General features: G+C 31.7%; 13 protein-coding genes. 4 read left to right on the top strand and 9 right to left on the bottom strand.

Annotation, left to right across the window (positions count from 1 at the left end):
- Positions 1 to 18: 18 nt before the first annotated feature.
- The 5 genes from ABI549_RS01430 to ABI549_RS01410 form a co-directional block, all read right to left on the bottom strand.
- Positions 19 to 1086: an efflux RND transporter periplasmic adaptor subunit gene (locus ABI549_RS01430; RefSeq protein WP_348074663.1), complete on the bottom strand. Its 1068-nt coding sequence runs from the start codon at positions 1084 to 1086 to the stop codon at positions 19 to 21.
- Between the two features lie 4 nt (positions 1087 to 1090).
- On the bottom strand, positions 1091 to 2431 hold the full coding sequence (locus ABI549_RS01425) for a TolC family protein (RefSeq protein WP_348074662.1): 1341 nt from the start codon (positions 2429 to 2431) through the stop codon (positions 1091 to 1093).
- 5 nt (positions 2432 to 2436) lie between these two features.
- A complete protein-coding gene (locus ABI549_RS01420; protein ID WP_348074661.1) occupies positions 2437 to 3033 on the bottom strand; it encodes a TetR/AcrR family transcriptional regulator in 597 nt (198 codons plus the stop codon).
- Positions 3034 to 3152: 119 nt separating this feature from the next.
- On the bottom strand, positions 3153 to 3686 hold the full coding sequence (locus ABI549_RS01415) for a YceI family protein (RefSeq protein WP_348074660.1): 534 nt from the start codon (positions 3684 to 3686) through the stop codon (positions 3153 to 3155).
- Between the two features lie 24 nt (positions 3687 to 3710).
- Positions 3711 to 4826, bottom strand: a complete 1116-nt coding sequence (locus tag ABI549_RS01410; protein ID WP_348074659.1) for an MBL fold metallo-hydrolase — start codon at positions 4824 to 4826, stop codon at positions 3711 to 3713.
- A gap of 170 nt (positions 4827 to 4996) precedes the next feature.
- On the opposite strand from ABI549_RS01410, the gene ABI549_RS01405 reads away from it, so the two are divergent.
- The gene (locus tag ABI549_RS01405) at positions 4997 to 5971 is read left to right on the top strand and encodes a polyprenyl synthetase family protein (RefSeq protein ID WP_348074658.1); all 975 of its coding nucleotides are present in this window, start codon (positions 4997 to 4999) and stop codon (positions 5969 to 5971) included.
- Entirely contained in the window at positions 5964 to 6320 is a 357-nt protein-coding gene (locus tag ABI549_RS01400) for a hypothetical protein (RefSeq protein ID WP_348074657.1), read from the top strand. Before ABI549_RS01405 ends, ABI549_RS01400 begins: the two co-directional genes overlap by 8 nt.
- A gap of 2 nt (positions 6321 to 6322) precedes the next feature.
- Here the strand turns inward: ABI549_RS01400 and ABI549_RS01395 are convergent, their stop codons facing one another.
- On the bottom strand, positions 6323 to 7645 hold the full coding sequence (locus ABI549_RS01395) for an alkaline phosphatase D family protein (RefSeq protein WP_348074656.1): 1323 nt from the start codon (positions 7643 to 7645) through the stop codon (positions 6323 to 6325).
- 76 nt (positions 7646 to 7721) lie between these two features.
- A complete protein-coding gene (locus tag ABI549_RS01390; RefSeq protein WP_348074655.1) occupies positions 7722 to 8267 on the bottom strand; it encodes a hypothetical protein in 546 nt (181 codons plus the stop codon).
- Between the two features lie 112 nt (positions 8268 to 8379).
- Between ABI549_RS01390 and ABI549_RS01385 the strand changes: the two genes are divergently transcribed.
- Positions 8380 to 11151, top strand: a complete 2772-nt coding sequence (locus tag ABI549_RS01385; RefSeq protein ID WP_348074654.1) for a 2-oxoglutarate dehydrogenase E1 component — start codon at positions 8380 to 8382, stop codon at positions 11149 to 11151.
- A 37-nt stretch (positions 11152 to 11188) separates the two neighbouring features.
- Positions 11189 to 12445: a 2-oxoglutarate dehydrogenase complex dihydrolipoyllysine-residue succinyltransferase gene (odhB, locus tag ABI549_RS01380; RefSeq protein ID WP_348074653.1), complete on the top strand. Its 1257-nt coding sequence runs from the start codon at positions 11189 to 11191 to the stop codon at positions 12443 to 12445.
- Positions 12446 to 12567: 122 nt separating this feature from the next.
- Here the strand turns inward: odhB and ABI549_RS01375 are convergent, their stop codons facing one another.
- Entirely contained in the window at positions 12568 to 14445 is a 1878-nt protein-coding gene (locus ABI549_RS01375; protein ID WP_348074652.1) for an OmpA family protein, read from the bottom strand.
- Positions 14446 to 14461: 16 nt separating this feature from the next.
- Positions 14462 to 15379: a type IX secretion system membrane protein PorP/SprF gene (locus tag ABI549_RS01370; RefSeq protein WP_348074651.1), complete on the bottom strand. Its 918-nt coding sequence runs from the start codon at positions 15377 to 15379 to the stop codon at positions 14462 to 14464.
- Positions 15380 to 15425: the final 46 nt, after the last annotated feature.

The raw sequence follows: 15425 nt of genomic DNA, 5'->3' as shown, positions 1-15425 counted from the left end.
TTTGTTTGAGCAATGAAATTATTTGATAACTTCTACTGGGTTTCCGTCTTGTAGGTTAATTTGACCTGTTGTAATTACAGTTTCACCATTGGATAATCCTTTTAAAATTTCAACTTTATCACCCAAAATTCTTCCAGCAGTTACAGTTTTTAATTTTGCAACTCCTTTTTCAATCACAAAAACTTGATTGCTACTTACACTTCCTACAAAAGCAATTCTAGGAACTATCATTAAGCTTTGTTTTTGTTTATTAGAAGAAAACTCTGCAGTTCCGTACATTCCAGCTCTTAAATCATTTGAAGCATTGTTTGAAATTTCAATTTCTACAGGAAAACTCAAACTACTATCAGCTTTTGGAGCAATGAAGGTAATTTTTCCAGAAAATGATTTATCTGGATATACGCTTGAAGTCACTTTAGTTGTAGTTCCAACTTTTAAATTTGCTACTTGAGTTTCGTTTACGGTTACTGTTAATTTCAATTTTGAAACATTTACAATATCAAACAATGTAATTGCTGGCATAGTAGAAACATATGAACCTGGCTCGATATATCTTTTATTAATAATACCGTTTATAGTTGCTTTCACATTAGTATCACCAAGGTTAATATTTGCTTGGCTTAAATTTGCTTTTGCATTTACTAATTGCATTTTAGCTTGATCCAATTGTTGTTTAGTTACACCACCTGTTTTATAAGCATTTTCATATCGATTGTAGTCCGTTAAGGCTGTTTGATAGCTTGCGTTTGCTGTTTGATTGTTAACGTTTATAGCATCGCTTCTTAGAATTGCAAGCGTTTGTCCAACATGAACAACATCTCCTTCTTTTACTAAAACTTTGATGACTTTTCCTGATTTTTCAGATGTAAATGATAATTCTTGTGCGGGTTCAAAATTTCCATTAGCACTAAAGTCTAAAGAAATATTTTCTGTTTTTACGGTATCAATCTTTACGGAAACGGCCGCATTTTTTTCAGCAACAACATCAATTTTAGCTTGATTTTCTCTTTTGTTTTTCATTAATACAAAAGCTATTAAAACTATTGCACCAACAATTACTAGGGTTGTGATTATATTCTTTTTCATGTTTTTATTTAGTTAATGTTTTTAATTCGCCTTTTGATTTTATTAATTGAATTTCTGCTAATTTGTAATCTAATAAAGCAGAAGTATAGTTGTTTTGAGCTTCGGTTAGTGCATTTTCAGAATCTAATAAATCGGTTAAAGATGCTAAACCTTGATAATAATTATTTTTAGTGTTGTCAAGAACTTCTTGAGCTAACGTTGCATTTTCTTTTTGAGATTTGATAGTTTCTAAGCTATTATCAATTTGAAGTTTTGCATTTTCGTAAGCCATATCTAAACCTAATTTAGTATCGGCTAAATCTTCTTTAATTTTCTTTAATTCCACTTCAGCTTGTCTAACTTTAGCACGTGTTCCAAATCCGGTAAATATTGGAACTCTTAAATTTAATCCAATTGAAGAAAAATTAGTCCAATAAACACCATCTGACGGAAGTGCACCTAACGGCATCTTTTTTCCTTGACCAATAAAATTGTAGTTTCCATTAAGTGATAAAGTTGGATAATAACCAGCAATTATTGATTTTTTTTGATAGTCTAAAAGTTGCTCGTTTTTTTTCAAAAGCAAATATTCTGTTCTATTTTCAGTATTTAGAGCTTCAGAAAGTACTTGAGGTGTTACTTCAAAAGTTGTCGTTGGAAAGTTTATTTTGGTTTCCATTGGCATTCCAATATAAAATTTTAATGCATTTTCTTGAAGTTTGATAGCATTTGCAATTTGCTGACGTTGTGTGCTAATGTTAGAAAGCTTAACCAAAATCCTATTCAAGTCAATTTTCTTAGCCAAACCATTGTCAAATTGAACTTTGATTATTTCTTTAACTTTTGAAGTGTTTTTGAAAGTAGTATCTATTACGATTAGTTTTTGACGTTGCACATATACTTGATAATAGGCATTTGCAACTCTTTCGATTACTTGTTCTTCTGTTAATTGCTGATTAATCTGATAAAACTCTCGGGTAGATTTTGCTGCTTTTAATCCTGTAAAAATTGATTGATCAAACAAATTTTGAGTTAGCGACAAACCAGCGGTTGAACTCCAAGCTTGACCAAATTGAGCTTTTATAACTGTTCCTGGTTCTCCGCCAAAAGCACTAGCATCGATAAATGTTGATTGAATTACTGGATTGTAAGTTAAATTCCCATTAGCAGATATTTGAGGTAATGCTCTTGATCGAACTTCCTGAATTTGATATTCGCTGTTTTCAACTTTAAGCTTTGCTTTTTTAGCATCGGATTTGTTTTCAAGTGCATAGTTTATGGCGTCTTTTAATGTAAGTGGTTTATCATCTTGTGAATAAACCGAAATTGCAAAAAACAAAAGCAATAAAAGTTTTGTGTTTTTCATATTTGTTATAATAAATGGATTGATAATTGTTTTTCTAGTTCTTTAATTCCTTCGCTAGTTCCAATAGCTCTTGTATGATATTCTAATGCTTTACCTTCAATTTTATAAGCTTCACTCTCTAATTGTGTATTTTCATTTATTGAAAAAATAAGCGTGTAGTAAAAACGAGCTGCTATTTCAACTTCAGTTTCAGGTCTGTAAAGTCCTTGTTTGATTCCTTTTAATACATTTTGAGTAAACATATAATTACAGTCTTCTATTTCATTAGCGATCATTTTTTCATAAATTTCTGGGTAATGTTTTTTTAGTTGATAAGCTGGTGAATGGTCAAACGATTGGAACATTTCCTTAAACATTTCACGCATCTCAAAGTTTTCTTCAATGGCATTATAATTTCTAGCAACTACTTCATCCATAAGGGTATGAATTTTTTGATGAATCACTTCTGTACCTTCTTCGATAAGCTTTTCTTTATTACTAAAATATTTATAAATTGTTTTTTTAGAAATACACATTTCACAAGCAATATCATCCATAGTAACGCTTTTGAAACCTAGTTTCAAGAACATATCTGTTGCTTTTTTGATGATTTTCTCTTTCATTTTTTTGAATTTATTTTTTGAGTCTGTTAATTCAACAGAATTTAATATTTCGAATGCAAATGTAATATGGAAACTTTAAATACCAAAATAGTTTCCTTAGTATTTACATAAATTTAACATTAGTTCATTTTACTTAGAAATTCTAAATTGGCATTTATAGTAATTTCTTGCCCAATCGTCATTCTGTTAGGTTCACTAAATGAATTGTATGACAATCCGAAATCTTTGCGATTTATTTTTCCAACAACTTCAAATATTGCTTTTGAAGTACCATTATAAGTTTGTAAATCAATTAACACAGCATCAAGCTCTACGATTTTTGTAATGTTATTTATAGTTAAATATCCTTTTATAAAATTGATATTAGCATTCACTTTCTCAAATGAAGTCGATTTAAAACTGATGATTGGATTCTGAGTTGTATCAAACAAATCTTTTAATCGAAAGTTGGTTTCAATTTTTTCTAGTCTTCCACTTTTGTGATTTATATCAATTTCAAATTCTACTGATGCATCTTCTAAAGCATCATTTTTTACATTAATAGAACCCTTAAACTTATTTATTGAACTTGCTAAATAAGCAATTACTGAATGTCTGGCTCTAAGAATAACATCTGATTGACGAGAATCTATAGTCCAATGTGCTAATGTCATAATTATTATTTTTTAAATTTTAGTTTAAATTGATTCGTGAACTACTTGATTAGAAAATTCCCACCATTTTGGAAATACTTTTTTTTCGTTTAGTATCGTTTTTTCACCTATAATTGGAGTAATCAAATGAATATTGGTAGCTTTTACTAATTCGTTTATTGTCTTCAAAGGCTCATTCCAGTCGTGATTGGCTAATACAAATTTTGATGAATGCACCGGGAATAATGCTTTAGCATTTAAATCAATAGCTGCTTGAACAACTTCCTTTGGAGTCATGTGAATATATTTCCAACTTTTATCGTACTGTCCGTTTTCTAAAAAAGCCAAATCAAATGGTCCAAATTGTTTTCCTATTTCAATAAAATGACTGTCATAACCACTATCTCCGCCTATAAATAATTTTGATGTTGGTGTTTGCAATACAAAAGAGGTCCAAAGTGCTTTGTTTCTAATAAAACTTCTACCCGAAAAATGTCTTGCAGGTACAGTATTTACCTCAAAACCATCTTCAAGTATAATAGTTTCATTCCAATCTTTTTCGATTATTGAATCGCTATTGAAACCCCAATGTTCAAAATGAGCTCCAGTTCCTAATCCGCAAATAACTGTTCTGATTTTTGGTTTAAGCTTAATAATAGTTTTGTAATCTAGATGATCCCAATGATCGTGCGAAATAAAAAGGTAGTCTATTTCAGGAAAATCATCTGTTGTATAAACATCAGTTCCGCTAAATGCTCTATTTGTAAAGGAAAGTGGAGAGGCTGAACCACTGAGAACAGGATCAACTAATATCTTTTTACCATCAACTTGCATAAAATAAGACGAATGTCCAAACCAGATAACTAAGTTTTCTAATGGATCTAGTTCTAGTAAATTGGTTTTTGTGGATGGGATAATTTGGTTTGGTTTTTTGAATTCATTTTTATTAAATAAAAACTCTTTCATTACCGAGTAAAAAGATGCTCCTTCTGTTAAATCTGGAGTATGACTAAGGTTTTGAAATGTCCCATTCTTATAATTAGGAGATTTTTTTATTAATTCTAATCTATTACCACTTGGCCTTTTCCCAAATTGATCTTGTTGAATAAACAGGTAAACTACGGCAACAAATACTGAAATTATAATTAGTGTAATTATCATTCTTTTATTTTTTTAAATTCTGATGCAAATATATATTGGAAACTTTAAATACTACAATAGTTTCCAAAGTATTTACATTTATTTAACATAAAAATATTTAAGTTTCAGATTTTAAACTTTTTTGAGTTACTTTGTACAACCTGAAACTTTAAACTCTAAACTCAGAATTAATGCACCCAATTTCTCATTATCAAGAACTTATTTCTCATTATTTTTCGAAATTACATTTAACCAAGGAGCCTAAAAATCTTTACAAACCAATAGAATATATTTTATCTCTTGGTGGAAAACGGATGCGTCCAATCTTGACATTAATGGCAACCGAAATTTTTGATGTAGATTGTCAAAAATCATTGGCAGCAGCTACAGCTATTGAAGTTTTTCATAATTTTTCATTAGTTCATGACGATATTATGGACGATGCTCCTTTGCGACGTGGGAACGAAACGGTTCATGAAAAATGGAACATTAATACAGGAATTTTGTCAGGAGATGCGATGCTAATTCTGGCTTACCAACATTTTGAAGAATATGAACCAAAGATTTTTCGTGATTTAGCAAAATTATTTAGCAAAACTGCTCTCGAAGTTTGCGAAGGACAACAATATGATGTGGATTTTGAAACTCGTGATGACGTTACTATTGCGGAATACTTAAAAATGATTGAATATAAAACCGCAGTTTTAGTTGGTGCAGCCATGAAAATGGGAGCAATTGTAGCAGAAACTTCTGAAGAAAATGCCAATCTAATTTATAATTTTGGTCTTAATTTAGGTATTGCTTTTCAATTGCAAGATGATTATTTAGATGCTTTTGGCGATCCAGAAACTTTTGGAAAACAAGTAGGTGGTGATATTATCGAGAACAAAAAAACGTATTTGTATCTTAAAGCAATAGAATTTTCTCAGACTGAAGAAAAAGAACAATTGTTACATTTATTTTCTATTCAACCTTCGGATAATACAGATAAAATAGCTTCTGTAAAAGAAATTTTTAATCAGACTAAAGCATCAGAGGCAACCCAAGAAGCAATTCAAGACTACACTTTTAAAGCTTTTGAAACTTTAGAAAAAATGAACATCTCTAATGAAAAAAAGATGATGTTAAGGGTTTTTGGTGAAAATCTAATGAGTAGAAATGTCTAATTATATAACTCCTATATCGACCGATTTATTACTTTCTGAAGCGGAAACAGAGAATTTATATCTAAAATTGATCGAACAAATTAACAAAGATTTTAATTTAGCAAATGAAGCAATAGATTTCCCGATGAGTACAACTCCTGAAGAGTTAAAAATACAATTGCACGAAAAAATTTATAGATTAATTCAATACAAATTTGCCGAATACCTTAATTTACTATACATCATAGATGTTTCCGAAGATCAAATTAAGAAACTTGACGGTTCAGATATTTCGGAACTTTCTGCTCAAGTGGCATTTCTAGTCTTAAAACGAGAATGGATGAAGGTTTGGTTTAGGAATAAATATTAAAATTATTCTAATTCCTTTTTTAAAATCACTTTATTCCATAGCTCAACGCCATCTTTATCAAATAAAGTTAATTTCATTTGGCGATTTTCTTTGTTACCAGAAAATGAGATTAAACCAAAATTGTGTTTAAAAAATGTACTGCCTTGAACTTTTAAAGGATTAGTTTCACGTTCTTTTGCAACACCAGATGTAAAAGGAGAAACTGTCCAATCATACAACGGATAAGTATTTTCTCTATCCATTTCTGCTAATTCGGCATAATGCCTATCGCCTGTTAAAAATAAAACACCTTTTATTTTATTATCTAAAAGTTCTTTTAAAAGTTTGGCTTTTTCTTCTGGATAATGTCCATAATTTTCTGAATCTCCAATCGAATTGAGAACTTGTCCGCCAATAACAATAATTTTAAAACTAGCTTTTGATGCAGACAATGCATCTATCAACCAATTAAACTGAATTGTTCCTAACATGGTATGGTCTCCTGTAATTCGGTCATTTGGAGAGCGAAAAAATCGATCATCAAGCATAAAAAACTGTGCATCTCCCCAATTGAAAGTCGAATAGGTACCTTCGGCTTGACTTGAATCTGAACCATACATTTTATTTGCCCAAAAATCTCGAAAGGCCTTTTGAGTTATATACTTGTTGTAAAAACTTCGATCACTATCATTATTACCAAAATCATGATCGTCCCAAATGGCAAAGTTTTGAGTTTTTGCCAGCAAAGGCTGAATTTCTTTTATAGAACGAGAATGAGTATTTCGATAATAGATTCCGGTTTTACTATCCCAATCTACCTCACGCAAATACATATTATCTCCTCCCCAAATCATAATGTCTGGATTTTTATTAGCAATTGCTCCAAAAATCTCGTGGTTACTTCCATAACCTTTTCCTGGTCGATCAACTTCTGGTTCATTCACATAATTACAACTACCAAAAGCTACTGTAAAATCGGGAGTATCTTCACGCCATTCCCATAGTTTTTTTGAAGAAAATGAAGTTTCATAAGGCAATACTTGTTTTTTATTATCAATAAAAACATTGTATTTATATTTTTTCCCAGGTTGTAGTTTATCTAAAACTATGTGGTAAGTATAACCATCGGTTTTAGTTGTTGTGTAATTATCTGAGAAAAAAACTTCCGAAGGTTTATCAATCGTAAAATATTCAATTTTAACGGATGCATCCTTTTTTGTTTGTAACCAAATAACAGCTTCTTTCATCTCGCAATAACCAACCATTGGACCAGATTGTAAAATAGAATTTTGAGAAAATGATTGAACACATAAGAGGAGAAGGAAGTAACTACAAACTTTTTTCATTTTTTAATGTAAATTATTTTATGCGAATTTAACAAAGTGAAATGCTTAAATTTCATTTTATAACATTAATTAATCATTAAAAATAAACCCTAATAAATGGCATGAATGCATTAGCATACACATCATCATTTTCGTTATACAAAACATTATAACGCGCCCCAATTGTTACATTATTAGTTCTATATCCTGCACCGAGAAATAATCCTGTATTCCAAAAACTATTTTTTATCAAATTTGGTATTGCTTCATAAGTATTGTTTACTCTTAGTTGTTCCAACTCTATCGAAAATTGAATTTGCTCAATCGGATTAACTAATCCTATCAAACTTCCGCCGTAAATAAACGAATTATAATTATTCTTTATAGAGACATAACTTCCTTGAACACCTACACCTAAAGAAACATAATCATTTACATTATAAATAGCGCTTGGAGCAACAGTAATATCTGTAAAACCTCCACCCACATTAAGTCCCAAACCTCCTCCAATTTGGACTTTTTTCCAAAACTCACTTTTTTTCTTAACACTAGTTGAATCCTGACAAAAACCGCTTAAACTAAAAGTAAACAAACCTAAAATTAAATAGATTCTTGAGGTGTTTTTAAAGCTTTTAAAAATCATATTGCAAATGCGTTAATTATTACAGCATAAAAGTATAAAAAAACAGAATGTATTTGTTGTAAATGTTATATTTTTGCTACAGATTTAATATAATGTTCATTTAATAGACAATATGGATAGGTTTTCTTTTTTAAACGCAGCTCACACTGAATTTTTCGCACAATTATACGATCAATATCTTGAAAATCCAGATAGCATAGAGCCTTCTTGGAGAAGTTTTTTTCAAGGTTTTGATTTTGGAATGACAACATACAACGAAGAAAATGTTGTTTCACAAATGTCTAATATCGCTGTAGCGAATGTAGATAATGGTAAAGTTTCTGATAAAATTCTTAAAGAATTTAATGTTCTGAAATTAATTGATGGTTATAGAACTCGAGGTCATTTATTTACCCAAACCAATCCAGTTCGTGAACGAAGACATTATACACCAACATTAGAATTATCAGATTTTGGTCTTTCTGATGCCGATTTGAGTACCGTCTTTGATGCCGCTAAAATACTAGGACACCAACCATCAACTTTACAAGAAATAATTGTTCATCTAAAAAATGTGTATTGCCAACATATTGGTATCGAATACATGTATATGAGAAATCCTGAAGTTATTCAGTGGATTCAGGATAAGTTAAACATCAATGATAATCTTCCAAATTTTAATAACGAAGAAAAGAAAATTATCCTTGAAAAATTAAATGAAGCAGTTTCTTTCGAAAACTTTTTACATACCAAATATGTAGGTCAAAAACGATTTTCATTAGAAGGTGGAGAAACTATAATTGCTGGTTTAGATGCACTTATTGAAGCTGCTGCTGATAAAGGTGTCGAAAAATTTGTAATGGGAATGGCACACCGTGGTCGTTTGAATGTTTTAGCCAATATTTTCAGAAAATCAACTCAAGATATATTCTCAGAATTTGACGGTAAAGATTACGATCAAGAATATTTTGATGGTGATGTAAAATACCATTTGGGATTAACATCTGACAGAAAAACACGTTCAGGAAAAAATATAAATATCAATTTAGCGCCAAATCCTTCACATCTTGAAACGGTTGGAGCGGTTATCGAAGGAATTACTCGTGCCAAACAAGACAAATATTTTCCTAATGATTTTTCCAAAGTATTGCCTATTGCCGTTCATGGTGATGCTGCAATTGCAGGACAAGGAATATTGTATGAGATTATCCAGATGGCGCAACTAGATGGTTACAAAACTGGAGGAACCATACATATTGTTATCAATAATCAAGTAGGTTTTACAACAAATTATCATGATGCAAGATCTTCAACTTATTGTACCGATGTGGCAAAAGTAACATTATCACCCGTATTACACGTAAATGCTGATGATGCTGAAGCTGTTGTACATGCTATGCTTTTTGCTTTAGATTTCAGAATGCAATTTGGTCGTGACGTTTTTATCGATTTATTAGGATACAGAAAATACGGTCATAATGAAGGAGATGAACCTCGATTTACACAACCATTATTATATAAAATCATTGCAAAACACCAAAATCCACGTGATATTTATGCTGAGAAATTATTGGCACAAAACATCATCGATGGTAATTTTGTAAAAGAATTAGAAACACTATACAAGCAAGATTTAGATGACAATCTAGAAGCTTCTCGCAAGAAATCATTGACAGTAATTACGCCATTTATGCAAAATGAATGGACTGGATTTGTACAAGTTTCTGACGATGTAATGCTTCAAAAGGTTGATACTAAATTTGATAAAAACACATTAAATTCTATTATTGAAACTGTTTCAACATTGCCATCGGACAAGAAATTTATCAATAAAATTTCTAAAATTGTTAACGATAGAAAAACAATGTACGACAACAATACTATCGATTGGGGAACTGCCGAAACATTAGCCTATGGCTCACTTCTAACTGAAGGTTATGATGTTCGTATTTCTGGACAAGATGTAGAAAGAGGAACGTTTTCGCACCGTCACGCTGTTGTAAAAGTAGAAGATTCTGAAGAAGAAGTTATTTTATTAAATGATATAAAAGGGAAAAAAGGAAAATTCAATATTTTCAATTCACACCTTTCAGAATACGGAGTTTTAGGATTCGATTATGGTTATGCACTCGCTAATCCGAATGCTTTGACTATTTGGGAAGCACAATTTGGCGATTTCAGTAATGGCGCACAAATTATGATAGACCAATATATTTCGTGTGGTGAAGACAAGTGGAACAACCAAAACGGTATTGTTTTATTGTTACCACACGGATACGAAGGGCAAGGAGCAGAGCATTCGTCAGGAAGAATGGAACGTTATTTGCAACTTTGTGCACGCCACAATATGGTGGTTGCCGATTGTACAACACCAGCCAATTTCTTCCATTTATTGAGAAGACAAATGCTTACAAAATATCGCAAACCATTAGTTGTTTTTACACCTAAAAGTTTGCTTCGTGATCCAAGATGCGTATCTACGCAAGACGAAATCGCAAATGGTCAATTTCAAGAAACAATCGACGATATTTCAGTAAAAAAATCAGAAGTAAAAACATTGGTTTTTTGTACTGGAAAATTCTATTACGACATCACTGCCGAAAGAGAAAATCTAAAAAGAAACGATGTTGCAGTCGTTAGAATAGAACAAATGTTTCCATTGCCAATCGAGCAACTAAAAGCTATTGTAGCAAGTTATCCTAACGCAAACGATTATGTTTGGGCGCAGGAAGAACCTAAAAACATGGGGGCTTACAGTTTTATGTTAATGAATTTCGATTTCATAAAATGGAGATTGGCATCCCTAAAAGCATATGCAGCACCTGCAGCAGGAAGTTATACAAGAGCAAAACGCCGTCATGCTGATGCGATAAGAATGGTTTTTGACAAAGATTTGTTTCAATAGTTTAAAATAAAAATTCATCATTTAAAATAAATATACAATGATTTTAGAAATGAAAGTCCCATCACCAGGGGAATCAATCAAAGAAGTTGAAATCGCAACTTGGTTAGTAAAAGATGGCGATTATGTAGAAAAAGACCAAGCCATTGCTGAAGTTGATTCGGACAAAGCCACATTAGAATTACCAGCAGAAGCTAGCGGAATTATTACGCTAAAAGCGGAAGAAGGTGATGCAGTTGCAGTTGGTGCAGTCGTATGTTTAATAGATACATCTGCTGTAAAACCATCTGGTTCGGCTCCAGTTGCTGAAGTTAAACCCGTTGTAGAAACGCCAAAAGCTGAGGTTAAAACAGAAGCACCAAAAGTTGCTCCAGTAGCTGACTCGAGCGCTAGCGAACAGGCGAAGCAAAAAACTTATGCTGCACAAACACCTTCGCCTGCAGCAAGAAAAATATTAGACGAAAAAAACATACAAACATCTGATGTTGTTGGAACAGGAAAGGCTGGAAGAATCACTACTGAAGATGCTGTAAATGCGGTGCCTTCTATGGGAACACCAACGGGTGGTTCACGTGGTTCAGAACGTACAAAATTATCTATGTTGCGTCGTAAAGTAGCAGAACGTTTAGTTGCTGCTAAAAATGAAACGGCTATGTTAACTACATTCAATGAAGTTAATATGACTCCTATAAACAATATTCGTAATCAATATAAAGATGCATTCAAAGCCAAACATAATGGTGTTGGATTGGGTTATATGTCTTTCTTTACCAAAGCGGTAACTAGAGCATTGCAGCTGTTCCCAGACGTAAACTCGATGATGGATGGCGATTATAAAGTAGCTTACGATTTTGCTGATATTTCGATTGCAGTTTCTGGCCCAAAAGGATTGATGGTTCCAGTAGTTAGAAATGCAGAATTATTGACTTTCCGTGGTGTTGAAGCTGAAATCAAACGTTTGGCTATTCGTGCTCGTGACGGGCAAATTACCGTTGATGACATGACAGGCGGTACATTTACCATTACAAATGGTGGTGTTTTCGGAAGTATGTTATCTACACCAATTATCAATCCTCCACAATCTGGAATCTTGGGAATGCATAACATTATCGAGCGTCCAATTGCGGTAAATGGTCAAGTGGAAATTCACCCAATGATGTACGTAGCACTTTCTTATGATCACCGAATTATTGATGGTCGTGAGTCTGTTGGGTTCTTAGTTGCTGTAAAAGAAGCTTTAGAAAACCCTATGGAATTATTGATGGATAACAATCCTAAGAGAGCATTGGAATTGTAAATTATCTCTCTTAAATCAATTATAAAAGCCCTAAATAATATTGTTTAGGGCTTTTTTTATTTTAGCAGAAAACCATTTAAAAATTACTTCTTAAATGGTTTTCTTTTTTTTTAATTATTAAATTATTTCTTAACAATCATAAACTCAGAACGTCTATTTTGTGCAAATTGTTCTTCAGTACAATCATTACCACAATCTACTTTTGGTTCAGATTCTCCAAAACCTTTCCCAGAAATTCTTGTTGCTTCAATTCCTTTAGAAATTACATATTGAACAGTAGATTTTGCTCTACGATCAGATAAATTCATATTATATTTATCATCACCACGCGAATCTGTATGGGATTTAGCAAATATTACCATTTCTGGATATTGATTCATCACAGCAACTAACTTATCTAATTCAGATGCTCCTTGTTGCGTTATATTACTTTTATTAAACTCAAAGTTGATATCATTAAGTATTACTTCTGTTTCAGTAACAATCGCCTCAGTAGGGCTTAAATCAGCATTCAATGCCAATTCTCCTCCTTTGGCTTTATCCATAGAGAAAACATCACTTATATAACCATCTCTATCTACATTAAGCAAATATGCTTTATTGCATTCTAACTGAGAATTAACGATTCCCATATCGTTAGAAATCAGATTCGAAACCACATTTTTATTTTCATCAACAATAGTGATTTTTGCGTTTGATAAAACCAATCCAGTTTTTTTATCATGTACCGTTACTATTAAATCCACATTACACACAGGCAATGCAAGATAAATATCATCATCGCCTTTTCCCCCGTCACGATTACTAGACAAGAAAGCAATATTTTGCGATTGGTTGAACGTAAAACCAAAATCGTCTTTTTCACTATTTACAGGTTTTCCAAGATTTATTGCCTCATTGTTCTTAGTTGTATCAAAAGCAAAAACATCTAATCCACCTAATCCTTTCTTTCCGTTAGAAGCAAAATATAGAATGTTATTATCCGCTATAAATGCTGATAATTCGTTTCCTTCTGTATTTACATTTTCTCCTAAATTTTCTGGTGTTCCAAAAGTTCCGTCTTCATTAACAGCAACTTTCCAAACATCAGTTTTCCCTAATGTTCCTGGCATATCAGAAATAAAGTATAATGTTTTTCCGTCGCTACTTAAGGAAGGACTACTTGTATTATACTCTTTTGAGTTAAATGATACTGGCACTATGTTTGTCCATTTATCATTTTCTTTAGTTGCTTTAAAAATATTCATTTTACCCAATTTTAACTTTTTGTCTTGGGTTTTTACAAATTTCTTATCAAAGAAACTTTCACGAGAAAAATACAATGTATTCCCATCACTACTAATAGTAACAGGTCCTTCATGATATGCAGTATTTAAATCATCCGCAGGAACTGACAAACTATTTACTTTACCATCTTTATAATCGGTTTTATAAATATCTAAAAACGGTTGGTCATTCCACTGGTAACTTTTCCTAGCTGTATTTCTTGCACTTGCAAAATAAATAACATTATCCTTTAGATACGCTCCAAAATCTGAATATTTAGAGTTAAACTCTAATGATTGTAAATCAAATAACTTAGCTTTTCCCAATAATTTATTTAAATAAGTACCATCCTCATTTAAGTTTTGGGTTCTTTTGTCATTTGGCGCTAAAGATGCAAATTTTTTCATTTGCTCATTAGCATCATTATATTTTGTATTTGCTTTTAACATTTGTGCATATCGAAAATACGTTTCCGCATCTTGTTGCTTTGTAACTGCTTGTGCATACCATTTTTCTGCTTCAATAGAATTAAAAACATTATAATAGCAATCTCCTAATTGTTTAAAAACATAATTATCGGCTTTACCTTTATCTGTCAATTTTAAATATTCTTTAGTCGCATCTACATATTCGTAACGTTCAAAAAGTTTATCTGCAGTTTTTGTATCTTTATTTTGTGCCTTAAGACTTGTTAAGGCTAGGACAAAACTTAAAGTTATATATATATTTTTCATTTTGAGTTCGTTTATATTAGAAATAACGTGGCGATGTTGATACTTTCTTAGGGAAATTCAAATCGAATAATAAAATAAATTCATGTGATGATGGTGTAGCCACTTTCAAATCCGAAACGATATGATCATAAGCGTAACCTACACGAATACCATCAGATATTTTATAGTTTACCATGGCTCCAAATGAATCTTGCAATCTATAACTTGCTCCTATTTCAAATTTTTCAAAAAACAAGAAATTTGTCGATAAATCTAAAGAAACGGGTGCTCCAAAAGCAGATTTAACCATAAAAAATGGTTTAAATTTTAATGTTGGACTCAAATCGAAAACATATCCTCCAGTTAAAAAATAATGTTGAATCTCAGATCCATATTGCACTCCATTATAATCTAAATGTGCTGATTTTAACATATTAGGAATAGAAAAAGCTAAATAATATTTATTTGTATAATAAAATAATCCTGCTCCAATGTTTAGATTAGCTGTTGATGTATTTGCTGCAAAAGCACCATCTGTTGGAACTGCTAAAGTTGGAGATATTATACCATTGTTTACTTTTAGTAAAGACACTCCAGCTTTCATTCCCATTGCTAATCTAGCCTCATCACCAAGTTTTAATGTGTATGAAAAATCCCCGTAGACATTACTTTCTTCTACAGGTCCAATCTTATCGCTAATTATAGAAAGTCCAGCACCTACATTTTTACCAACAGGAGAATGTCCTGTAGCGGTAAATGTTGTTGGGGCATCCTCTATTTCAACCCATTGTTTTCTGAACAAAAGTCCTATAGATAAATTTTCTTTTGATCCTGCATAAGCCGGATTTATAACATTCATATTATACATATATTGTGTATAATGCGGATCTTGTTGGGCATGAGCATCAAAAAAAGCTAGTAACGCTAGAATTGACGTGAAAAATAATTTTTTCATTTTAGTCTATTTTTATTTTAATAAATGGCAGACTGCTTTTTAAACA

It is taken from the genome of Flavobacterium sp., from assembly GCF_039932285.1.
Classification (GTDB): domain Bacteria; phylum Bacteroidota; class Bacteroidia; order Flavobacteriales; family Flavobacteriaceae; genus Flavobacterium.
This window is presented reverse-complemented; position numbering and strand designations above follow the sequence as displayed.